Origin of the sequence: Devosia salina (assembly GCF_019504385.1) — a bacterium.
Taxonomy (GTDB): Bacteria; Pseudomonadota; Alphaproteobacteria; order Rhizobiales; family Devosiaceae; genus Devosia; species Devosia salina.
Genome location: NZ_CP080590.1, coordinates 3,689,077 through 3,712,192, shown reverse-complemented (window position 1 = coordinate 3,712,192; position 23,116 = coordinate 3,689,077). Strand labels below are relative to the sequence as shown.

Sequence of the window (23,116 nt, the reverse complement as noted above, 5' to 3'; positions counted from 1 at the left end):
AATTGCCGCTCCAGAAGGGGCGGCACCGTGGAGCGTCAGTCACGATGAAATTGAGCGATCTGTCCATCCAACTCAAACTGGTCCTGGGAGCCGGGGTCCTTTTCCTCCTGGCTACCGGTGGCCTGATCGCGGGCGGGCTGTACCTGATGTATCAGACAGCCGGCAGCGAAGCCCAGGAGCGGGCTCGCGCCCTTCTGGGCCAGTACAGCCAGCTGGCCGTGGGGCAGATGGGCAATGTCATCACCCATACCCAGACCACGAGTGCCGTGATCGAGGCGCTGATCGCCGGCGCGGCCGACCGCGACGAGATCGGCGAAGTGGTGACCCGCGCCCTGCTGTCCCGCCCCTCGGTGGTGGGCATGACCGCAGCATTCGAACCCAATGCGGTGGATGGCCTGGATGAGATGTTCACCGGCCACGCCTATTCCGACGCGACCGGCCGCATGGTGCCCTATTTCACCCAAGCCGATGGCAAGGTCTCGGTCGAACAGCTCGACATGTCGCCTGAAGCCGGGACGGAGGGGTGGTATGACATGCCGTTGCGGGAAGACCGCACCATCCTGACCCCGCCCTATACCTACCCCATCAATGGCGTGGACGTGCTGATGACGACCATCAGCGCGGTGGTTCACAAGAATGGCAAGCCGGCCGGCATCGTTACCTCGGACCTGACGCTGGACACCATTGCCGGGGTTATCGGCCAGCTCAAGCCCTTCGATGTCGGCTCGGTGCTGCTGGTGAGCAATGCCGACACCTGGATTGCCAATCCCGATCCGGCCCTTGTCGGGCAGAAGCTGGCCCCGGAGATTTCCGGCGCTCTGCTCGATACCGAGCTCATGGGCAAGGGCATGACCTATGTCAACGAGACGGGCGTGAATACGTTCGTGGTCACCACGCCGCTCAAATTCGCCGGCGTGGCCGACCAGTGGACCATGATCATGACGGTTCCGGCGGCAACCATCTATGCCGGCGTCGATGCCATGCGCAACATGGCGCTGGTGGCCGCTGGAATCCTGCTGGCCGGTATCCTGGTCCTGGTCTGGTTCGGCGCAGGCGTCATTGCCAAGCCGATCCGTCGCATGACCGATCTGATGGGCGCGCTGGCGCAGGGGACCTATGATGTCGAGGTGCCGCATCGCGGACAGAAGGACGAAATCGGCGGCATGGCGCGGGCGGTGGAGGTGTTCCGCGAGAATGGCCTGCGGATCAGCCAGATGACCGAGGCAGAGGCCGCCCGGATCATCGCCGACCAGCAGGCGCGCCAGGCCATGATGAGCGAGCTGCAGCTCGCCTTTGGCGAGGTGGTCGATGCGGCCGTCTCGGGCGATTTCTCCAAGCGGGTCGATGCGACCTTCCCCGATGCCGAGCTCAACAGCCTGGCCGGCTCGGTCAATGCCCTGGTCGAAACGGTCGATCAGGGGATCAGCGAGACCGGCAAGGTGCTCGAGGCGCTGGCGCGAACCGACCTGACGCTGCGCATGGAGGGCGATTACAAGGGCGCCTTCGCCATGCTGCAGAACAGCACCAACACCGTGGCCGAAACGCTCTCGGAGGTGGTCAACGGACTCAAGACCACCTCGCGGGCGCTCAAGACCGCAACCGGCGAAATCCTCGAAGGCACAAACGACCTTTCCGAACGCACCACCAAGCAGGCGGCAACCATCGAGGAGACCTCGGCGGCCATGGAGCAGCTGGCCACCACGGTGCTGCAGAATGCCGACCGGGCGCGGGACGCCAATGCCATTGCCCAGAGTGTGAGCAACACGGCCGAGGATGGCGGCGTGGTCATGGGCAAGGCCACCGAGGCCATGGAGCGGATCACCAGTTCCTCGTCCAAGATTTCCAATATCATCGGGCTGATCGACGACATCGCCTTCCAGACCAACCTCCTGGCGCTCAACGCGTCGGTGGAGGCGGCACGGGCCGGGGATGCCGGCAAGGGCTTTGCCGTCGTTGCGGTGGAAGTGCGGCGGCTGGCGCAGAGCGCGGCCAGCGCTTCGGCAGAGGTCAAGGCGCTGATCGAGACCAGCGCGGGCGAGGTGGGTGCGGGCACAAGGCTGGTGGCCGAGGCGGCCGCCAAGCTCGAGGCCATGCTCGAGGCGGCCAAGTCCAATTCGAGCCTGATGGAAGGCATTGCCCGCGACAGCCGCGAACAGGCCTCCGCCATCGAAGAGGTGACGGTCGCGGTGCGGCAGATGGACGAGATGACCCAGCACAATGCGGCGCTGGTGGAACAGACCAATGCCGCGATCGAGCAGACCGAGGCCCAGGCCAGCGAACTCGACAAGATCGTGGCCGTGTTCCGAACCGGGAGCGGCGACGCCCAGGAGACAATGGAAAGGTCGCGGCCCGCAGCGGCGCCCCGGCCGGCACAGAAAGTGCGGCAGGCCGCCACGGCCTATCTCAGCCAGGGCAATGCCGCCATCTCGGCCGACTGGAACGAGTTCTAGCGCTTCGGATTGCAGCAAGTTCGCCTGCCGGCGGCCATTCTGACGCCGGCAGGTCAGGCATCAAGCGGTTTTTGCTGCGATGCGCGGCGAATGGTTTCTTGATATACGGAAATGTCCGTATGTGTTTTCCGATATTACTGATCAGAACGGCGCATGGAAGATTTTTCTCTTCAGTGTACTATGTCAGTATATTTCATTACTTGTCATTTATTCGAATTGTTAACTCTCTCGGCGCAGCCTTGACATGACAAACCGGCGTGACAGGCCGGGCACAAGGAGCGTGCAGATGGTTCGGTTCGGGTTCGGCGGCGGCAGCAAGGACAACCAGGGCAAGGTCGATGCGATCATGCGCAGCCAGGCGGTGATCGAGTTTGCGCTGGATGGGACGATCCTCACGGCCAACGAGAATTTCCTTTCGGCCATGGGCTACGCGCTGGAGGAGGTGCAGGGGCGGCACCATTCGATGTTCTGCGACCCTGGCTATGCCCAATCGGGGGAATACAAGGCGTTCTGGGAGGGCCTGCGGCAGGGCCGCTTCCAGTCCGCCGCCTTCCAGCGCTTCGCCAAGGGCGGGCGCGAGGTGTGGATCCAGGCCAGCTACAATCCCGTGCTCGACAAGTCCGGCAAGCCGGTCCGGGTCATCAAGTTTGCCACCGATATCACCGACCAGAGCCAGCGGGCGGCGGACCATGCGGCCCAGATCGAGGCCATTTCGCGGGTGCAGGCGGTGATCGCCTTCGACCTGGACGGGACCATCATCACCGCCAATGAAAACTTTCTCGCCACGGTCGGTTACCGGCTCGAGGAGGTCGTGGGCAAGCACCATTCGATGTTCTGCGACCCCGCCTATGTGCAATCGGCGGCCTATGGGCAGTTCTGGGACCGGTTGCGGGCCGGGGAATATGCCGCTGCCGAGTTCCAGCGCTTTGGCAAGGGTGGCAGGGAAGTCTGGATCCAGGCCAGCTACAATCCGATCTTCGATGCCGCCGGCAAGCCGGTCAAGGTCATCAAGTTCGCCACCGACATCACCGAGCGCAAGCGCTGCGAAAACATCCTCAATGAACTGACGGCAAGCCTGAGCCGGATGGCCCAAGGCGATCTGGGCGGGCATATCGAAACGGTCTTTACCGGCCAGTACGAGGCGCTGCGGCAGGCCTTCAACCAGTCCCTGTCGCAATTGGAGGGTATCGTCTCCAATTTGCGCCAGGCCTCGGGGACACTGCGTACGGCAACCGCGGAAATTCTTTCCGGCGCCAATGACCTGTCGAGCCGCACCACCAAGCAGGCGGCGACCATCGAGGAGACATCGGCCGCGGTCGAACAGCTCTCGAGTGCCGTTGCCGACAATGCAAGGCGTGCGGTCACCGCCAGCGACAAGGCGCGCCGGGTGTCCCAGGACGCCACCGATGGCGGGGCAGTGATGGCCGAGGCGACAACCGCCATGGCCGCCATCGAATCCTCCTCCTCCAAGATCTCCAATATCATCGGGCTGATCGACGACATCGCCTTCCAGACCAACCTCCTGGCGCTCAACGCGTCGGTGGAAGCGGCGCGGGCCGGGGAGGCAGGCAAGGGTTTTGCCGTGGTGGCCATCGAGGTGCGGCGGCTGGCCCAATCGGCCGCCGAAGCCTCATCCGACGTCAAGGCGCTGATCGAGGCCAGCGCCGGCGAGGTGCGCACTGGCGCGCATCTGGTGGGTCGGGCCGCCGAACGGCTGCAGGACATTCTCACGGGCGCGGAGGAAAGCGCCGTGCTGATCGACGAGATCGCGCGCGCCAACCGCGACCAGTCCGGCGCTCTCGAGGAGGTGTCGGTGGCCGTGCGGCAAATGGACGAAATGACCCAGCACAATGCGGCCCTCGTGGAACAGACCAATGCCGCCATCGAGCAGACCGAGGCCCAGGCGGGGCAGCTCGACCAGATTGTTGCCGTGTTCCGTCATGACACGGACCCCAAACGGACGCCATCCACACCGCGCCGGGGCGAGCGCCCCGCCCTGCGCCGGGTGGTCGGTGGTGACTGGGTCGAGGCCTAGGCGGATAATTCATTCCGGGATGGAATGTATTTACCGGCAATTTACCTAAAACTGTTAAATTACAGTGCCTTGATCGAGGTCAAGATTTGGGAGTCTTGTTCGATGCAAGGGACTGGAACAGCGTTAAAGCAGGCCCTCAACATGTCTCCCGATCTCTCCGATACTCTCAAGACCCGACTGGATTTCATCGGGCTTGATCAAGCCGCCCTCGATCAGCTCAAGCAGGCCGGCCCGGCCATCGAAGCACATCTGGTGCCGGCGCTGGAGCGGTTCTATGCGCTGATCGGCACGGTGCCGGCGGTGTCCAGATTCTTCGACGGCAAGCCGCAGATGGACCGCGCCAAGTCCAAGCAGGTCGGCCATTGGCATGCGATCGCGTCGGGCCAGTTCGACGACGCTTATCTCGAAGCCAGCAGCCGGGTGGGCCTGCGCCATGCCAAGATCGGGCTGGAACCGCGTTGGCATATCGGGGGCTATGGCGTCATCATCGACACCATTATTCGCGGCCTGGTGCACGACATGATGGCCGAGGCGCTGCGCCCGGAGAAGAAGCGTTTCGGGCGTCCGGCCCCGCGTTCATCCGAAGCGGTGCTGGCTGACGCCGATGCCATGGCCGGCGTCCTGGTCGCGGTGCTCAAGGCCATGCTGGTGGATGTCGATATCGGTGTCACGGCCTATTTCGAAAAGCTGACGGCCGACGCCCATGACGCCGAACAGGCGGCCCAGGCCAAGATCGAGAAAGCGGTCGCAGCCACCGGCGCGGTGCTCAGGAAAGTGGCTGCGGGGGACCTGACCTGCCGGGTGACCGAAGCGCTCGAACCCGAATTCGACCAGATCAAGGACGATACCAATAGTGTGGCCGAGCGGCTCGCCGAGATTGTCGGCCAGTTGCAGAGCACATCGCGTTCGCTCAAGACCGCCACCGGCGAAATCCTCTCGGGCGCCAATGACCTGGCCGACCGAACCACACGCCAGGCAGCCACGATCGAAGAGACCACGGCCTCGATCGAGCAATTGTCCTCGGCCGTGCTGGACAATGCCAAGCGCGCCGTGACCGCCAGCAATACGGCGCGCAAGCTGGCCGGCAATGCGCGGGACAGCGAGACGGTCATGGGCGAGGCGACCGAGGCCATGACGGCCATCGAAAGTTCCTCGGCCAAGATCTCCAATATTATCGGGCTGATCGACGATATCGCCTTCCAGACCAACCTCCTGGCCCTCAATGCCTCGGTGGAAGCGGCGCGCGCCGGAGAGGCGGGCAAGGGCTTTGCCGTGGTGGCGGTGGAGGTGCGGCGCCTGGCGCAGAGCGCGGCCAACGCCTCGGCCGAGGTGAAGCAACTGATCGACGCCAGCGCTGCCGAGGTGCGCAACGGCACGCAATTGGTGGCGCGCGCAGCCGAGACCCTCCATGATATCCAGACCGGCGCCGAAGAAAGCGCCAGCCTCATCGACACCATTGCGCAGGCCAATGGCGAGCAGTCGGCGTCCCTCGAGGAGGTGACGGTGGCCGTCCGGCAGATGGACGAGATGACCCAGCACAATGCAGCGCTGGTGGAAGAGACCAATGCCGCCATCGAGCAGACAGAGGCCCAGGCCGGGGAGCTGGACCGTATTGTCGAGGTGTTCCGTGTCTCGCAGAACGCGGCACCGGCACCCAAACGACAGGCGCCACCGGCCAAGCCCAGACCGGCCCCGCGCAGTATCGGCAATACGGCGCTCGCCAGCGACTGGGAAGCCTTCTAGCCGGTCCTGCTGACGCGGATTGTCAGGGCGTCGTTCCAGAAGGGTGCTGCGGCGCGGCCGGCGCGCCCTGGCTTCTGGAGATGTCATGCAGGGTCCCGAACGGATCACGATGGACGGGCTCGATCGGCTGCTGGCGCCCTTGCCCGAGGCGATCGGCGAGCTCTGCAGATCGGTCGTCTCCCTGCTTGCCGCGACGCCGGGCCTGGATGGCAGCGTCAAGTTCGGCTGGCGCTCGGTCAATTTCCGGCATGGGCGGGCGGGACTGGTCTGCGCGGTGTTCCCCTATGAGGACCGCGTCGCGGTCTATTTCGAACGGGGCCGGATGCTGGAAGACCCCGAGGGCCTGTTGCAGGGCGAGCACCTCAAGAAGGGCCGTTTCATGCGCCTTTATCCAGGCGCTCCTCTGCCCGAGGCGGGGATCGCCATGCTGGTGGCGGAGGCAATCGCGCTCGGGTCCGGGCCGGGCCTACGTAAAAGCCGATAGGGATTTGTTAACCATAGTGTTTACCCCGAAGCGCTCTGATTGACCTTGAGAACAGGGCGCATCTTTGAGGGGTCACCATGCCGGACATACTTCAGCAAAGGCTCGACTTCATCGGGCTCGGCGAAGGCGTCGAGGTGCGGCTCGCGCCCATTGCCGGACGGGCGGCCGATCACCTCGAACGGGCGCTGGAGCGCTTTCACGCGCAGGCCGCCGCAACGCCAAGCGCGGCGCGTTTTCTCTTTGGCCGGGAACGCGTGGAGGGAAGCGGCGCCGGACCCGCGGCGCACTGGCGCGCCCTGGTGGCCGGGCAGGTCGATGCCGCCTTTGCCGATGCCGCGCAGCGCACAGGCCAGCGCCATGCCCGGATCGGCGTCGATCCGCGCTGGCATATCGGGAGCTATGCCATCATCCTCGATGCCGTGCTCAAGGGCGTGATGCGGGACGTTCTGGCGGAGGCGGTGCAGCCGCGCCGCGGGCCATTGGCGCTGCTGGGGGCTCCGGACCCGGCCGTGGTCCTCAAGGCTGCCGAAGTCACGGCCGATGGGCTCGCGGCCCTGGTCAGCGCGGCGCTGCTCGACCTCGACCTTACCATGGCCGGCTATGCCGAGCGGCTGCGCCTGGACGCCCAGGACGAAGCGACCAGCCAGCGGGCCAGGCTGCACCGCATGGCCGAACAGGCCGGGCAGATGCTGGAACGGGCGGCAGAGGGGCAGTTGCATCCCGCTCTCGGGGAGGCACCATCACCCGAATTGGCGCCGCTTTATGCCGGGGCCGAAAAACTGGCGGACCGGATGATCGGATTGGTCTCCGACCTCGAGGTCGCGGGCCGGTCGGTCGAAACCCTCGCTCGCCAGGTGCTCGACGGCGGACGGGAATTGGTGGCCGGACGCGTGGCGTGGGTGGACAAGGCGGCGGCGCTGACGGCGATATTGGCGCCGCAGGGCGAGCATCCGTCATTGCCCCTCAAGCGCAGTACTGCCAGCGGACAGGCACGGACGTTGCAGCGTCGGTGCCGCAAGGTCGGTGGCGCGGTCGAGGCGGTTCGTGGCGCCCTGGCGGACGCGCACGGCAGCGACCAGCAGGCGATGCTGAGCGAGCAGGCCGATGCCCTGGGCCTGGCGGCCGGCCTCCTGGCCTCGCGCCTTGCCGGGCCGCCGAGCCAGCCGGGGCCGGACGAGCGATTGGAAGGTGACATGCGCACCCTCGCTGCGGGCCTTGCCCAGCTTGCCGCGCAATTGCGCGTCAATCACGCCGCGACCCTGCGGGCCGCGACCGATGCCCAACATGGTCTGGCCGATGTCGCCGGGCTTGTGCAACGGCTCTGCGATGATCTGGAGGCGCATCGCGCCGTGCTGGTGGCGGAAGGGGCCGGCGACGCCCAACGCCATGCGGCTTTGGATGAGGGGGCTATGCTGGCGCAGCAGCTCGAGACTGCGCTGGCGGCGGACCGGCAAAGAACAATGGAAGCGAAGCTGGCCATAGAGACGGCCCTGGAGGGTGCGGGAGCCCTCTTGAACCTGGCGAAGGTGCTCGATGGGCAAAGCGGGCCGGGTGGCGCATCCGAAACCTTTCCGGCGCCGGACAATGCCGCGCTCGCTGCCCACTGGCATGTCCTCTGACCATTGCCGGATTATGGCCCATTGCCCTTTTGGCGCCATGAAGGCAAGAAAGCGCCGACCAGCACTGGAGGCGAAGCATGGCGCGGATCGGTCTTGTGGCCCATGACGACAAGAAGGATGATCTCTGCCGGTGGGCGGACACGAACAAGGACAAGCTGCGCCAGCACGAACTCTGGGGCACGGGCACGACCGGCAGCCGGGTGACGGCGGCGACGGGGCTCGATGTGCATCTGCTCAAGAGCGGGCCGCTGGGCGGGGATCAGCAATTGGGCGCCATGATCGCCGAGGGACGGCTGGACGTCCTCATCTTCTTCATCGATCCGCTCTCGGCCCAGCCGCATGATGTGGACGTCAAGGCACTGACGCGCCTCGCCACGCTCTACGATGTGCCGCTGGCCAACAACAAATCCACAGCAGACGCCGTGCTGGCGGCGATCTGAGGGCGGCCCGGCGGTTGACCGCTTGTTAGTCTTGTGAGCAGATGCCCCAAAATCGCCCGGATTGAACCGGGCATGCAGGCATTCAGGAAACCGGGGCTTCTGACAACTTGTCCTCCGACTTGGTCATAGACGTTCGCAACGTCTCGAAACGCTTTGGCGGGCTCACCGCCGTCAACAATTGCTCGCTCTCGGTCCAGCGCGGCTCGATCACCGGGCTGATCGGCCCCAATGGCGCGGGCAAGTCGACCCTGTTCAACATGGTGGCCGGCAATATCGTGCCCGATGAAGGTCAGGTGATCTTCGACGGCGCCGATGTCACCGGCCTGCCGCCGCACCAGCTGTTCGGCATCGGCATGCTGCGCACCTTCCAGATTGCGCATGAGTTCAGCCAGATGACGGCGCTGGAAAACCTGATGATGGTGCCGGGCGACCAGCCCGGCGAGCATCTGGTCGATGTGTGGTTCCGGCCGGGCCTGGTGAAGAGCCGCGAGACCGAGGTGCGCAAGAAGGCCCTCGACGTCATCGATTTCCTCAAGCTCGGCCATGTGCGCGATGAACTGGCGGGCAATCTGTCGGGCGGGCAGAAGAAGCTGCTCGAGCTGGGGCGCACCATGATGGTCGATGCCAAGGTGGTGCTGCTCGACGAGGTGGCGGCGGGCGTCAACAAGACCCTACTCAACGACCTGGCCTCCAATATCGAACGCATGAACCGCGAGCTGGGATACACCTTCTTTGTCATCGAGCATGACATGGACCTGATCGGCCGTCTCTGCGATCCGGTAATCGTCATGGCGCAGGGCGAGAAGATCGCCGAAGGCCCCATGGCCGAAATTCGCGCCAACCCGGCCATTGTCGAGGCCTATTTCGGCACGCCGGTGGAGGCCAATTCCTGATGCGCGTCTTCCCATCCGAAAACCGGTTCCCACTGTTCGGGGAGACCCGTTAATGCCCCTGATCGAACTGAAACACGTCGTGGGCGGCTATGGCGGCGCTCCGATCCTCAACGGCGTCAACATGGCCATCGAGAAGAGCGATATCGGCGTTATCGTGGGCCCCAACGGGGCGGGCAAGTCGACCACGCTCAAGGCCATTTTCGGGCTGTTGAAGGTCACCGGCGGGACCATCGATTTCGGCGGTGAGAACATCGCCAATTCGCTGCCCGACAAGCTCGTCCCCAAGGGCCTTTCCTTCGTCCCGCAGGAAAAGAACGTCTTCACCTCGATGAGTGTGGAAGAAAACCTCGAAATGGGGGCCTTCACCCGCCAGGACGATTTTCACGGCACCATGAACTGGGTCTATGAAATGTTTCCGGTGCTGGCCGAAAAGCGCCGTCAGCCGGCGGGCGAGCTCTCGGGCGGGCAGCGGCAGATGGTGGCCATGGGCCGGGCGCTGATGAGCAAGCCGAGCCTTTTGATGCTCGACGAGCCCTCGGCGGGCCTTTCGCCGCGCTATGTCATCGAGATTTTCGAGACCATCCAGCGCGTCAACAAGGAAGGCGTGGGCATCCTCATGGTGGAGCAGAATGCGCGCCAGGCGCTGGCTTTCGCCACCAAGGGCTTTGTCCTTGCGGGCGGGCAGAACCGCTATACCGGCACCGGGGCGGAGCTGATCGCCGATCCTGAAGTCGCCAAGTCGTTCCTCGGGGGCTGAGCCGTGACCGAAATCATCTTCTTCATCAATCAGGTGATCATCTCCGGCCTCGTGCTGGGCTGCATCTATGCGCTGGGGGCCATCGGCATCACGCTGATCTTCGGCATATTGCGCTTTGCCCACTTTGCCCATTCCGAGCTGATGACGGGCGGCGCGTTCATCGCCTTTCTCCTGGCCTCGGCCTTTGCCGCCTGGGGCATTGTCACGCCCATTCCCACCGGCTTCGTGGTGCTGCCCATTGCCATGGTGCTGGCGGCCATTCTGGCGCTGGGCATCGACAAGGGCTTTTATGCGCCGCTCAGGAAGCGCGGGGCCAAGCCGGTGACGCTGCTCATTGCCTCGATCGGCGTCACGCTGATGGTGCAGGGACTTATCCGCCTGTTCTTCGGGGCCGGCTCCTATTCCTTCTTCGAGAACGAGCCCAAGGAAATCTTCCGCATCGACACCTCGGCCATCGGCTCCACGCGCCCGCTGGTGATCACCGAGCCGCAGGTGCTGATGATCCTCGTCACCCTGGTTTCGGTCATCGCGCTGCATTTCTTCCTCACCCGCTCGCGGCTGGGCAAGGCCATGCGCGCCATGGCCGACAATGCCGACCTGGCGCAGGTTTCGGGCATCAATACCGCGCTGGTGGTGCGGGTGACCTGGGTCATCGCCGGGGCGCTGGCCTGCATGGCCGGCACCATGCTGGCGCTCGACGTGACGCTGAAGCCTGACCTGGCGTTCAACATCATCCTGCCCATCTTTGCCGCCGCCATTGTCGGTGGCCTCGGCCAGGCCTATGGCGCCATTGCCGGCGGGCTGCTGATCGGTTTTGCCGAAACACTGGCAGTGTTCAACTGGACCATGCTGTTCCGGCCGCTCAATGCGGTGCTGCCCGACTGGCTGCAATTGCCCTCGACCCTGGCGCTGGTGCCCACCGAATACAAGCTCACCGTGGCCTTCGTCATCCTGGTGGTGACGCTATTGGTGCGACCCACCGGTATCTTCAAGGGAGCCTCGTCATGATCCAGCGTTCGCTCTCCCTGTTCGGCGGGCTTTTCGTCCTCATCCTCGTCGTTGGCTGGGTGATGGGCCTGCCCTTTACCTCTTCGCGCCTGGTCGAAGCGGCTGCCTATGCGCTGATCGCGCTAGGGCTCAATATCCAGTGGGGCTATGGCGGGCTCTTCAATTTCGGCATCATGGGCTTCCTCATGGTGGGTGGCGCGGCCGTCACCTTCATCTCCTACCCGGTCAATCCCGAGTTCTGGGGCTCGGATGGCCCGATGATGCTGGGGCGGGCCCTGCTGGCCTTTGCCGCGGGTGCGCTGGTCGTGCTGGCGGCGCGCCAGGCCCATCGCGTGGGCATTACCGGCAGGTGGAAGGGCGCGCTCATCGTGCTCGCCTGGTTCGTGGCCTATGTGCTCTATCGCAGCCAGCTCGATCCGGCAGCGGCCTATATCGAAAGCGCCGGTGGCGGCTGGGTCGGGGGGCTGGGTGCCCATCCGGTTCTGGGCTGGCTGTTCGGCGGTGTGCTGGCGGCCGGTATCGCCTATATCATCGGCAAGATCTGTCTTGGCCTCCGCACCGACTATCTCGCCATTGCCACGATCGGCATTTCCGAGATCATCCGCGCGCTGATCAAGAACATGGATTGGCTCACCCGCGGCACGCTCACCGTCTCGCCCATTCCCTGGCCCACGCCGTTGCCGCAGGATTACCAGGCCAATGGCATGGACATCTCGTCCTCGCTGCTGGCGGCGCGGGCCGGTTATCTGATCCTGGCGCTGGTGGTGCTGGCGGTGGTCATGTGGCTGATATCGCGCGCCTATGCCGGTCCCTGGGGTCGCATGATGCGCGCCATCCGCGACAATCACATCGCGGCTTCCTCCATGGGCAAGAACGTCACTGCGCGGCAGCTCGAAATCTTCGTCTTCGGCTCGGTGCTGATGGGTATTGGCGGAGCCATGCTGGTCAGCTTCGTGCAGATTTTCGATCCCTCCAGCTACCAGCCGATCAACCACACCTTCCTGATCTGGGTGATGGTGATCGTGGGCGGCGCGGGCAATAATTGGGGCGCCCTGTTCGGCGCCATCCTGCTCTGGCTGGTCTGGGTCATTTCCGAGCCGCTCTCCAAGGCCGTGTTCGACTTTGTCAGCTACTGGTCGACCAATGCCGGCTGGGGCGCCATTCCCGAGATCGAAGCGCGCTCGGCGCAGATGCGCGTCTTCGTGCTGGGGCTGGTGATCACCATTGCCCTCAGGTTCGCGCCCAGGGGACTGATCCCGGAAGTGGTGAAGCGGGAAGGGTAAGCTAGGCAATACTGGCAAGCAGGGCGGTCATCGCCCGCTTGAAGTCACGTTCGGGCACGATGCGCAGGTGGGCCATGTCTGGGCGAGCGAGCACGGCTTGTGCGGCGGGGGGCGGGTTTGCCGCCGGCCACATGCCGGCCATCAGCGAGCCTCCCATGGCGATGGCCCAGGCGCAGTCCTGCGGAGTGCTGTTGGGCAGGCGCGCTGCCAGGGCGGCAACGGCGCGGGCATTCTGATGGCTAAGATAGATCTTGGTCTCGGCGATCGTCGTTTCCGAGACGTTCTGCTCCAGTGTGCTGGACAGGATGGAAATGAGTTCGCAGCAACGCGGGCGGGCCAGAAACGTGGCCGTAATGGCCTCGGCGAGGCGCGCTACATCTCCCGGTGGCTGGGCACCGATAGCCACTTCGAGCGCCTCCACCAAGGCGGCAAACTCGGCCCGGAACAATTCGAGCAGAACCTGCTCCCGGCTTTCGAAATAGCGATAGACATTGGACTTGGTAAAGCCGGCCTTGGCAGCAATGGCATTGAGGCCCGCGCCCGTCGGACCCTGTTCGTCGAACAAGGTGGCTGCCGCCGCGAGGAGTTGCTCGCGGCGGAGGTTGATTTCTTCGGGCTTGCGGGCCCGCTGGAAAACTTGCGCAGCACTCATTAGTCCAATCTATGCCGGGACAGCGGCGCGAGGAAAGCTCACTCCCGACAGTTCCTCCGAAATATCCCACAGCCGACGTGCCAGGATCGTATCGAGCGCTGCATCCGGGGTCCGGGCCACGCCAACCCGGCCCCGGATCTCCTGCATGCCCGTTGGGCCATAATAGCCACCGGGAATAGCATTGGGCTCCGTCGCCGCAAACACACTCGCCAGCGCCGCCTGCGGCACAGGCGCGAACAGAAACGACATGTATTTCCGCACAAACGCCAAGGGGCTCCGCTCGCCCATGCCGTTGACGATAAGGTCCGTGCGGGCAATGCCGGGATGCGCCGCGGTGCTGGTGATGCCCCAGCCATTCGCGGTGCTTCGGCGCTGCAGTTCGAAACCGAATATCAAGCAGGCCAGCTTGCTCTGGCTATAGGCGGCCACCGGCCTGTAGGTCTCCGATTGCAGATTGTCGAAGTCGATTTGCCCCTGCCTGGCTGCAAGGCTTGAGAGCGACACGACGCGAGCGGCGGGTGCTGCCGTCAGCAGGGGCATCAACCGGGCCGTCAGCGCAAAATGGCTCAGGTAGTTGGTGCCGAACTGCAACTCGAAACCGTCGCTGGTGGTCTGGCGGTTTGGTGGGGTCATGACGCCCGCATTGTTGACCAGAATGTCGATGGGGTTGCCTGCGCTATTGAGGCGGTCGTTGAGGGCGGCGACCGAGGCTAGGCTGCCAAGGTCGACCTTTTCGAATGTCACGTCTGCCTGAGGCGCAGTTACCCTTATGTCGTGGAGCGCCTTGGCGCCCTTGCCGGCATTGCGACCGGCCAGAATGACGCGGGCGCCGTGCTCGGCGAGCATCCGGGCGGTCTCGTAGCCGAGGCCACCGGTGGCTCCGGTAACGACGGCAGTCTTGCCGGAAAGGCTGGGTATGTCGTGTTCTGAATAGGCCATCGCACAAGTCCTCAATAAGAAACCAGTGGTCTCTAATTAGGAGAACGATGGTCTTCTGTCAAGTGTGCGGCTAGGCGGGCCTGCGCGACTGCACCCAATACCAGCCTGTCGGCACATTGTCGTAGCCGGTGCCGTCCCGTTCGGTGATGGACAGCTCGGACCAATCCGCTGCCGCCGCGTAGTGCGCCAGCAGTTCGTCACGATCTGGGTAGTTGTAGTAACGACCAAGGCCGTCGCGGCCTTCGCCGCTGCCTGCCTTGAAGCTGGCGACCAGCCAGCCGCCGGGTTTGAGCGCGCGGAAGATGCGGGCGAGATCGTCAGTCAGTTCGGCACGTGGTGCATGCAGCAGGCAGGCACAGGCCCAGACGCCGTCATAGGCCGCGACATCGTCCAGTTCGTGAAAGGCCATGATTTTTACTGCTACGCCCAGCCGCCGTTCGGCCTCGATCGCCAGTTGCGGCGATGCGTCCGAGGCCGTCACGGCAAAGCCGGCAGCCAGCATGGCCGCCGCATCCCGCCCATTGCCTGTGCCCAATTCCAGCACGGAGCCGCCTGGGGGCAAGAGCGCCATGAATCCCGCCAACTGTGGCGTCGCGCCTTGCGCATGCTGCGCATAGGTCGCGGCGTTGTCGGCGTAGAACTTGAGGGTTTCTGGATCGGGCATGCTGTCCTCCAAACAAAAAGCCCGGGATTGCTCCCGGGCCTCTGCATTCAGTTCAGCACTGGATCCAGCTTACTGAATCAGGCCCTTTTCGACGAACGAACCACCTTCAACGGCCAGTTCGACGATGATGCCGTCGACGTCGCCGGCTTCGTCGAAGTCCAGCGCGCCACCGGCGCCTTCATAGTTGATGTCGGTGCCAGCCGCGATCAGTTCCTTGGCCTTGGCCCATTCACCCGGACGGATGATCTCGCCGGGAGCCGAGGCGACATCGCGCAGCGCAGCCGAGAGGCCTTCGCGCGAGGCCGAACCGTTTTTCTCGATGGCAAGGGCCATCAGGAAGGCGGCGTCATAGGCCTGGGGTGCATAGGTGGCATTGGCCTCGAAGCCTTCGCCGCCAAAGCCGTTGTAGATATCGACCGATTCACCGCTCGGGGCGCCAGCGCGGGTGGCGATCAGGCCTTCGACAGCCGAGGCGTCGATGCCGTTGAGGAGGTCGTCGCCGACCATGCCGTCACCGCCCACATAGGTGGTGAAATTGCCGCTCTCGACAGCCTGGCGCAGGATGGTGTTACCCGAAGCATTGGCATAGGCGAGGATGACGAGGTTCTGGCTGGCAACCAGGTTGCCCAGCTCGGCGCGGTAGTCGGCCTTGCCTTCTTCATGGGCGAGGTTGGCAGCAACGGTGCCGCCGCCGGCTTCATAGGCCGCGGCCAGCGCGTCGGCAAAGCCCTTGCCGTAGTCGTTGTTGACATAGGTGATGGCAATGTCGTTGACGCCCTTGGCGAGCAGCAGATTGGCCATCTTCACGCCCTGCAGGGCGTCGGACGGAGTGGTGCGGTAAACGAGGTCGTTGTCTTCCAGCGTGGTCAGGGCCGGGGCCGAGGAGGCCGGGGAGATGAAGACCACGCCACCCGAGAGACCCGAGCCGTTGAAGGCGCCAATGGTTTCGCCGGTGCAGAGCGCGCCGACCACGCCGGTGACGTTGTCGGTGTTGATCAGGCGGTCGGCGGCAGCGGCAGCGGCCGTGGCATCGCAGGCGCCGTCAGCGGAGAGGATCTTGAGCTCACCGCCCAGGACGCCGCCCTGCTCATTGACCTGCTTCACGACCAGCTCGGCGCCGGCAAAGATCGGCGGGGTCAGGGATTCGATCGGGCCGGTGAAGCCGCCGATGAAACCGATGGTGGCGCCGCTGTCCTGGGCCAGGGCGGCGATGGTCAGGGTGGTGGCGGCGACCGCCAGGGTCAGGGTTTTCTTGAACATGGATGTCCCTCTGTTTTCTCGTTGCGCGCCGGGTGGTCTTGCTGACCTCCTTCTTGCGGCGCGGCAACTGGCAAGGGGGCACGATGCGCGCCCCGCTGGAGGGGACTGTTGCATAATCGGGGCGGCGATGTCACCGGGATTTGCGCGCCAATTCTTCCTGTCGTTGCGGTTGCTTAACGTCAGGGGGTTGGGCATAGACTCGCACCCGGTCCGGCGGGGACCGGCAAGGGGCCGAGATGAAGACAGTTCGCCACCTCATCGCTGCACTCTCACTGGTGGCGCTGGCGCAGCCGGCGCTGGGGCAGATCACCGTGCTCGACACCGCCCAGGACAGCCAGCCGGACAGCACGGCCACCGAACAGGCCGACACTTCGGCAGTCCAGCCACCCTGCGGCCGGCGGCCCATCAGCATTGCGCGGATGAGCTGGCCCTCCGCGGCGCTGCTGGCGGAAATCCACGCGCGCCTGCTGACGGCGGAATTCGACTGCGAAGTCAGGGTGGTGCAGGGCGATCTGGCGGCAACCGCCTCCTCGATGGGTTCGACCGGACAGCCCCAGGTGGCGCCGGAAATGTGGATCAACCGCATTGCCGATCTGTGGAACGGGGCCATGGAAGGCCAGCAGCTGCGCAGCGCCGCCCCCACCTATACCGAAAGCCAGTTCGAGGGCTGGTATATGCCCGCCACGCTGGCTGCCACGCTGACGGCGACCCCGACCGCGGCCGGGCTGGCCGAACTGCTGCCGCAGGTGCAGGCCGGGGCGCGGGTGCGATTCATTTCCTGTCCTATCGACTGGGCCTGCTCGGTGATCAACCGCAATTTGATCGCCGCCCATGGACTGACCGCTCTGGTCGAGCTGATCGAACCGGCGAACCGGCTGGAAATGGACCGGCTGATTGCCGAGGGGCTCAACCGGCGCGAGCCGTTCCTCTTCTACTATTGGCAACCCAATGCCATCCTCGCCCAGCTCGATTTCACCCCCATCGACATGGGTGCCTATGACGAAGCGGCCGCGCAGTGCCTTGCCGACCGCAGCTGCGCCGATCCCCAACCCTCGGCCTTTCCGCCCGACAGCGTGGTCATTGCCCTGGCGGAGCGCCTGTTTGTCGATACCCCGGTGATCGCGGCCTATTTCCAGCGGGCCAGCCTGCCGCTCGGCGAAATGGATGCGCTTCTGGCCCGGCTCAACGAACCGGGTGCAACGGTGGAGACCGTTGCGGACCATTTCGTGTCCGAGCGCGCGGACCTCTGGCAGGGCTGGGTGGCGGCGCCGTTCTGATCCGGAGCAGAATTCCGGACATTTTTTCGACTTGCAGCCAGTCGATTTTGTATATGCGCGCTTCTTGAGCAGTCAAGACGTTGGGTTGTGTCGATTTCCCTCGCAAGTTTTCCAGTCAGACGGGCGAAGAAAAGTGCGCCGACAATTTCTGTTATTGGTCAAATATTGCCAGATTTGACACACAATTCTGCCATCTTTAAGGTCCGCGGCATCCACAACCGCAGGAGTTGACCTGATGATTTTGAAATCCGGTGGCATTGCCGCCGCGATGGCTGTTGCCTTTTTGTCGGCCGGCAGCCTTCCCGCCCTTGCCCAGGATGCAGATGCCGCCCAGTGCGGTACCGATCGCACCATCGACATCGCCGAGATGACCTGGCCCTCCGCTGCAGCCCTGGCGCATATTCATGCGACGATCCTGGAAAAAGGATATGGCTGCGACGTCGAGATCGTGGCCGGTGACACGGTGCCGACCTCGTCCTCGATGATGAGCCGCGGCACCCCGGCCGTTGCACCAGAACTCTGGACCAGCGCCATCGAGGATGCCTGGGCCGACGCCATTGCCGAAGGCACCGTGGTGGAGCTGTCCGACGCCATCACCGATGGGACCGTCGAGGGCTGGTTCATCCCCGAATATACCCAGGAAGCCAATCCGGAGCTGACCTCGGCCAAAGCCGTGATCGCCCATCCCGAGCTTTTCCCCGATCCGGAAGAGCCCGATCAGGGGCGCCTCTATTCGTGCCCGCCGGGCTGGGCCTGCGAACTCTCGACCTCGGCGCTGTTCGAAGCCTTCGACATGGAAGAGAACTGGAACCTGTTCTCGCCCGGTTCGGGCGGTGCGCTCGATGCCTCGATCGCCCGTGCCTTCACCCGCGAAGAGCCGATCCTGTTCTACTATTGGGGTCCCACCGCCATTCTGGGCAAGTACCCGGCCGTGCAGCTCGATATCGGTGAGACGGACATGGACGTCTATCAGTGCAACACCGATCCGGAATGCGATGAGCCGGCCGGCGTGACGGCCTATCCGTCCAGCCCCGCCGTCGTTGGTGCTGCCGCCTGGATCCAGGAAGAAGCGCCCGTGGTGGCTCAGTACTTCTCGAAGGTCGGCCTCACCAATGCGCAGATCTCCGAACTGCTGGTCTATGGCGACGAGAACCAGGCTGATGCCGAGGCGACCGCCGAAAACTTCCTCAAGACCAAGCAGGATGTGTGGACCCAGTGGGTCCCGGCCGAAGTTGCCGACAAGGTGCTGGCCGCGCTCGGTTAATTCCGCGTTCAGCTTTCCTCACGGCGGCCGGGTTCCGACCCGGCCGCTTTGCGCGTCCGATCCCCAAACCAACCCTTGCTGGCTTCGGGATCGCACGCTGCTTCCGGTTCTCTTTTCCGTAGAAAGAGCAAAGATGTTTCCAGAACTGATCGATACCCGCCCCTGGCGCCGCGCCATCGATGATGGCCTCAACTGGGTCGTGCGCAATTGGGGCGACGAATTCGAGGCCGCGGCCTATCCGCTGCTGATGCTGCTCAAATCCATCGAAGACCTGCTGATCGCGACGCCCTGGTGGCTGATCATGGCGATCCTGGTGGGCATTGCCTGGCTGGCCACCCGCCGCTGGCAATTGCCGGTCATCGTCCTTCTGTCGCTGGTGTTCCTGGGGGTCATGGACCTTTGGGAGGACGCCATGACCACCATGGCGCTGATGATCGCGGCGACGTTGACCGCCATCGTCATCTCCATCCCGATCGGGGTGTGGATGAGCCGGTCGGCCCGGGTGCGGCAGGTGATCACGCCGCTGCTCGACCTGATGCAGACCCTGCCCAGCTTCGTCTATCTCATCCCCACGGTGATGATCTTCGGCCCGGGCAAGATCCCGGCGCTGATCGCCACCATCGTCTATGCGGCGCCGCCACTGGTGCGCCTCTCCGATCTGGGGCTGCGCTCGGTCGATCCGGCGGTGATGGAAGCCAGCCGGGCCTTCGGCACCACGCCCCGGCAACGCCTGCTGGGGGTGCAGATTCCGCTGGCGCTGCCGACCATCCTGGCGGGGATCAACCAGACCACGATGATGGCGCTCTCCATGGTGGTGATCGCCTCGATGATCGGGGCCGGTGGCCTGGGTTACCAGGTGCTGCAGGGCATTGGCCGGCTGGAAGTCAGCCGCGGGCTGTTTGCCGGCCTCGGCATCGTGGTCCTCGCCATCATCTTCGATCGCATCACCCAGAGTTTCGGCAAGCAGTTGCAGGCCCGTATCGGCCTGGCGGAGGCGCGCTAACATGCATGACATGAAACAGGATACCGGCCTCGCCATCCGCATGCGCGGGGTCACCAAGATCTTCGGGGACAATCCCGAGGCGGCGCTCGAACTGCTCCGTCAGGGCAAATCCAAGACCGAGGTGCAGGCCGAGACCAATCATGTGGTGGGGCTGGACGATGTGTCGCTCGACATTGCGCGGGGCCAGATCTTCGTGGTCATGGGCCTGTCGGGCTCGGGCAAGTCGACGCTGATCCGCCACGTCAACCGGCTCATCGACCCGACCGCGGGCGAGATCATTGTCGAAGGCAATGACGTGCTCAAGATGAGCCTTCCAGAGCTCAGGACCTACAGGCGCAACACCGTGGCCATGGTGTTCCAGAAGTTCGGCCTCTTGCCGCATCGCTCGGTGATCGACAATGTCGCCTATGGGCTGGAAGTGCGCGGCGTTGCCAAGGCCGAGCGCATGGAAAAGGCCGCCAAGTGGATCGAGACGGTGGGCCTTGCCGGCTATGAGCAGAGCCGGCCGCGTCAGCTTTCGGGCGGACAGCAGCAGCGGGTGGGCCTCGCCCGCGCGCTGGCGCTGGACACTGACATCATCCTAATGGACGAGGCGTTTTCTGCGCTCGATCCGCTGATCCGCTCGGGCATGCAGGACCAGTTGATCGAGCTGCAGAAAAGCCTGGGCAAGACCATCCTGTTCATCACCCACGATTTCGACGAGGCGCTCAAGATCGCCGATCGCATTGCCGTGCTCAAGGACGGGGCCGTGCAGCAGGAGGGCAAGCCCGAGGATATCGTGCTCAAGCCCGCCAATGAGCATATCGAGGAATTCGTGCGCGAGGTGAACAAGGCCCGCGCCATTCATGTGCGCACCATCATGGAGCGGGGCGACTTCGAGGACTGCGAATACAAGGTGCCGGCCGATGCCCGCTGCGAGGACGTGCTGCCCTATTTCGCCGAGCATCAATGGGTGGGTGTCACCAATGATGCGGGCAAGCAGATCGGCCGGGTGACGGCCAAGCGCATCATCACGGCCCTGGCCCGCTACACGCCGGGGGTCGGCGAGGGCTGAGGCGGAAACGCTTCGTCAACCGTGAAGGCAAGGGGCGCCCGCGCTGTCATCGCATTGTCGCATGCAATGCATAGCGTGGCGCCCCTCCGCCGGGGCCATGGCTAATTTCTCCTAGAATTTCAGTCGTTTAGCATTGATTCAGACTTGTTCTGGCATGGTGCGCGAAAGCGTCGATCATCCAGGCTATCCCATGCAGGTCCGTCCCATCTTCGCGCTCGTCAACCAGGCCTATGGGTGGCTGCGTCTGACCATAGGCATCCTGGCGGCCCTGCTGTTCGCCCTGAGCCTTGCCCTGGTGTTCGGCCTGGGAAGCCAGGGGGCTATCGCCTGGACCATGGCGGGGCTCGCCATTGCCCTTCCCGTCGTGCTGCTGGCCGCGCAGAACCTGATGCGGCAGCGCATGGCCGAGGCGCAGCTGGCCGTGACCGAGGCGCTGGCGTCGGCCCATCGCGACGCGCTGACCGGCACCTTCACGCGCTCCTATTTTCTGGATGAGCTCAATCGCTTCGCCCGTCAGGGTACGTTGTCGGCGCTGGGCTATCTGCAGATCGATATGGACAATCTCAAGGTGCTCAACGACAGCGCCGGGCATGGCGCGGGCGACGCGGCGCTGGTGGCCCTGGTGCGCGACATGCGGGCCCTGATGCCCGGCGCCATCATCGGGCGGCTGGGTGGCGACGAATTCGGCGTCCTCATTCCCGGGCATGACAACAAGCCGGCGCTGTGCCGGCTGGGAGAACGGCTGCTGCGCCAGCTGGGCGAGCCGCACAATATCGCCGGCCGCATGACGCGCCTGTCGGCCACGATCGGGGTGGCGCTGGCCCCGCTCGACAGCGACGATCCCAATGAGCTGATCGCCATTGCCGATCTCGCCCTCTACAAGGGCAAGCAGGGAGGACGCGGCTGCGTGGTGCCGTTTGACCCGGACATGCTGGGCGACGAGCGCCATCGGCGCTTCGTCGAGCGCGAACTGCGCGCCGCCATCCTGATGGACGAGCTGGAGCTGCATTACCAGCCGGTGTTTGACAGCAAGACGCTGGAGGTGCGCTCGCACGAGGCGCTGGTGCGCTGGCGTCATCGGGTGCGGGGGACCATCGCGCCGGGCCAGTTCATCGGCGTGGCCGAACAGAGCAATCTCATCGACCGGCTGGGGGAATGGGTGCTGCGCCGGGCCTGCGCCGACCTGCCGCGGCTCAAGGGCCCGGTTGCCGTCAACGTCTCGCCGGTGCAGTTGCGGCGGCCCGACTTTGTCGAGAGCTTTTCCGACATCCTGCTCGAAACCGGCACATCGCCCGCCAGCATCATCGTCGAGATCACCGAGAATGCGCCGCTGGCGGCCGGCAGCATGGAGATGGACAATCTCGCAGCGCTGCGGGCCATGGGCATCCGCGTCGCCGTCGACGATTTCGGGGCCGGGCATGCCAGCTTGCATTATCTGCGCGATTTCGCCTTCGACATCATCAAGATCGACCGCACCTATGTCGCCGATTTCTCGGCCAATCCGGTCAATGCCATGATCGTTTCGGCCGTGTGTGACATTGCCCGGTCGCTCTCGCTCGAGGTGGTGGCCGAGGGGATCGAAACCGAGGAGCAGATGCAGATGCTGATCGCGGCCGGCTGCACGGCGCTGCAGGGCTATCACCTGGGGCGTCCGGGCCCACTGGCCGTTCACAAGGTGACCTGCGCTGCCTGAGAGGCTGCGACAGTTCCATGACAGGTTTGCGCCGCTGCCAGTTGCGTCCGGCGCAACGCCGTGGCTATAACGGGCCAATGCGTGCCGGCGCCAGGCCTGTGGCGAGACGCCGGATGTGAGCACCACGTCCGGGGACGGGCCGCAAGGGTTTATGGGAGTGACAAGCCTTGGAATTGAAGCGGATCAACGATCACGTCAGCGTCTCGGGACAAATCCAGCCGGATGACGTGAAAACGCTCAAGGACCTGGGCTTTGTCGCCATCGTCAACAACCGGCCGGACGGCGAGTCGCCGGACCAGCCGGCTGGCGCGGAAATAGAAGCGGCCGCCAGGGCCGCCGGGCTGACCTATCATGCCATTCCGCTGGGACGGGACGGGGTCAATCCCGATCTCGTCAATGCCACCAAGGCCGTGCTTGAGGGGAGCGACGGCAAGGTATTCTGTTTCTGCCGGTCGGGCACGCGCTCGACCACGCTGTGGGCGCTGAGCCAGGCGGGGGACGCCCCGGCCGACCAGATCATCGCCCAGGCGGCTGAAGCGGGATACGACATGAGTCACCTGGCCGGCTATCTCGGTCAGAACTGATATCACGCTTTCGA

General features: G+C 64.5%; 20 protein-coding genes. 16 read left to right on the top strand and 4 right to left on the bottom strand.

Annotated elements, in window-relative coordinates; genetic code table 11:
• The first annotated feature begins 44 nt into the window (after window positions 1-44).
• The 10 genes from K1X15_RS18235 (at window position 45) to K1X15_RS18190 (ending at window position 12,712) form a co-directional block, all read left to right on the top strand.
• Entirely contained in the window at window positions 45-2,450 is a 2,406-nt protein-coding gene (locus tag K1X15_RS18235) for a methyl-accepting chemotaxis protein (protein WP_240549556.1), read from the top strand.
• A gap of 286 nt (window positions 2,451-2,736) precedes the next feature.
• Complete coding sequence (locus tag K1X15_RS18230; protein ID WP_240549555.1) at window positions 2,737-4,485, top strand: methyl-accepting chemotaxis protein; 1,749 nt, start codon at window positions 2,737-2,739, stop codon at window positions 4,483-4,485.
• A gap of 141 nt (window positions 4,486-4,626) precedes the next feature.
• The gene (locus K1X15_RS18225; protein ID WP_240549554.1) at window positions 4,627-6,228 is read left to right on the top strand and encodes a globin-coupled sensor protein; all 1,602 of its coding nucleotides are present in this window, start codon (window positions 4,627-4,629) and stop codon (window positions 6,226-6,228) included.
• Window positions 6,229-6,313: 85 nt separating this feature from the next.
• The gene (locus K1X15_RS18220; RefSeq protein ID WP_220304994.1) at window positions 6,314-6,712 is read left to right on the top strand and encodes a DUF1801 domain-containing protein; all 399 of its coding nucleotides are present in this window, start codon (window positions 6,314-6,316) and stop codon (window positions 6,710-6,712) included.
• 77 nt (window positions 6,713-6,789) lie between these two features.
• Complete coding sequence (locus tag K1X15_RS18215; RefSeq protein WP_220304993.1) at window positions 6,790-8,331, top strand: protoglobin domain-containing protein; 1,542 nt, start codon at window positions 6,790-6,792, stop codon at window positions 8,329-8,331.
• Between the two features lie 77 nt (window positions 8,332-8,408).
• Entirely contained in the window at window positions 8,409-8,771 is a 363-nt protein-coding gene (locus tag K1X15_RS18210) for a methylglyoxal synthase (RefSeq protein ID WP_220304992.1), read from the top strand.
• 119 nt (window positions 8,772-8,890) lie between these two features.
• On the top strand, window positions 8,891-9,664 hold the full coding sequence (locus K1X15_RS18205; RefSeq protein ID WP_240549553.1) for an ABC transporter ATP-binding protein: 774 nt from the start codon (window positions 8,891-8,893) through the stop codon (window positions 9,662-9,664).
• Window positions 9,665-9,716: 52 nt separating this feature from the next.
• A complete protein-coding gene (locus K1X15_RS18200) occupies window positions 9,717-10,421 on the top strand; it encodes an ABC transporter ATP-binding protein (protein ID WP_220304990.1) in 705 nt (234 codons plus the stop codon).
• Between the two features lie 3 nt (window positions 10,422-10,424).
• Window positions 10,425-11,429, top strand: a complete 1,005-nt coding sequence (locus K1X15_RS18195) for a branched-chain amino acid ABC transporter permease (RefSeq protein ID WP_220304989.1) — start codon at window positions 10,425-10,427, stop codon at window positions 11,427-11,429.
• Complete coding sequence (locus K1X15_RS18190; protein ID WP_220304988.1) at window positions 11,426-12,712, top strand: branched-chain amino acid ABC transporter permease; 1,287 nt, start codon at window positions 11,426-11,428, stop codon at window positions 12,710-12,712. Before K1X15_RS18195 ends, K1X15_RS18190 begins: the two co-directional genes overlap by 4 nt.
• Before the next feature lies 1 nt (window position 12,713).
• Here K1X15_RS18190 and K1X15_RS18185 read toward each other — a convergent pair whose 3' ends face one another.
• The 4 genes from K1X15_RS18185 to K1X15_RS18170 all read right to left on the bottom strand — a co-directional run bounded on the left by K1X15_RS18185 (window position 12,714) and on the right by K1X15_RS18170 (window position 16,227).
• Window positions 12,714-13,364: a TetR/AcrR family transcriptional regulator gene (locus K1X15_RS18185; RefSeq protein ID WP_220304987.1), complete on the bottom strand. Its 651-nt coding sequence runs from the start codon at window positions 13,362-13,364 to the stop codon at window positions 12,714-12,716.
• A 9-nt stretch (window positions 13,365-13,373) separates the two neighbouring features.
• Entirely contained in the window at window positions 13,374-14,303 is a 930-nt protein-coding gene (locus K1X15_RS18180; protein ID WP_220304986.1) for an SDR family oxidoreductase, read from the bottom strand.
• Between the two features lie 70 nt (window positions 14,304-14,373).
• Window positions 14,374-14,967, bottom strand: a complete 594-nt coding sequence (locus tag K1X15_RS18175) for a class I SAM-dependent methyltransferase (RefSeq protein ID WP_220304985.1) — start codon at window positions 14,965-14,967, stop codon at window positions 14,374-14,376.
• Window positions 14,968-15,036: 69 nt separating this feature from the next.
• On the bottom strand, window positions 15,037-16,227 hold the full coding sequence (locus tag K1X15_RS18170; protein WP_220304984.1) for an ABC transporter substrate-binding protein: 1,191 nt from the start codon (window positions 16,225-16,227) through the stop codon (window positions 15,037-15,039).
• 236 nt (window positions 16,228-16,463) lie between these two features.
• Here K1X15_RS18170 and K1X15_RS18165 point away from each other — a divergent pair, with 236 nt between their 5' ends.
• The 6 genes from K1X15_RS18165 (at window position 16,464) to K1X15_RS18140 (ending at window position 23,102) form a co-directional block, all read left to right on the top strand.
• On the top strand, window positions 16,464-17,504 hold the full coding sequence (locus K1X15_RS18165; RefSeq protein ID WP_220304983.1) for a glycine betaine ABC transporter substrate-binding protein: 1,041 nt from the start codon (window positions 16,464-16,466) through the stop codon (window positions 17,502-17,504).
• Window positions 17,505-17,739: 235 nt separating this feature from the next.
• Window positions 17,740-18,768: an ABC transporter substrate-binding protein gene (locus K1X15_RS18160; protein WP_220304982.1), complete on the top strand. Its 1,029-nt coding sequence runs from the start codon at window positions 17,740-17,742 to the stop codon at window positions 18,766-18,768.
• Window positions 18,769-18,901: 133 nt separating this feature from the next.
• Window positions 18,902-19,771, top strand: a complete 870-nt coding sequence (locus K1X15_RS18155) for an ABC transporter permease (protein WP_220304981.1) — start codon at window positions 18,902-18,904, stop codon at window positions 19,769-19,771.
• A 1-nt stretch (window position 19,772) separates the two neighbouring features.
• On the top strand, window positions 19,773-20,825 hold the full coding sequence (locus tag K1X15_RS18150) for a quaternary amine ABC transporter ATP-binding protein (RefSeq protein ID WP_240549552.1): 1,053 nt from the start codon (window positions 19,773-19,775) through the stop codon (window positions 20,823-20,825).
• A 154-nt stretch (window positions 20,826-20,979) separates the two neighbouring features.
• Window positions 20,980-22,518: a putative bifunctional diguanylate cyclase/phosphodiesterase gene (locus K1X15_RS18145; RefSeq protein WP_220304980.1), complete on the top strand. Its 1,539-nt coding sequence runs from the start codon at window positions 20,980-20,982 to the stop codon at window positions 22,516-22,518.
• A gap of 167 nt (window positions 22,519-22,685) precedes the next feature.
• A complete protein-coding gene (locus tag K1X15_RS18140) occupies window positions 22,686-23,102 on the top strand; it encodes a protein tyrosine phosphatase family protein (protein WP_220304979.1) in 417 nt (138 codons plus the stop codon).
• The last annotated feature ends 14 nt before the right edge of the window (window positions 23,103-23,116 follow it).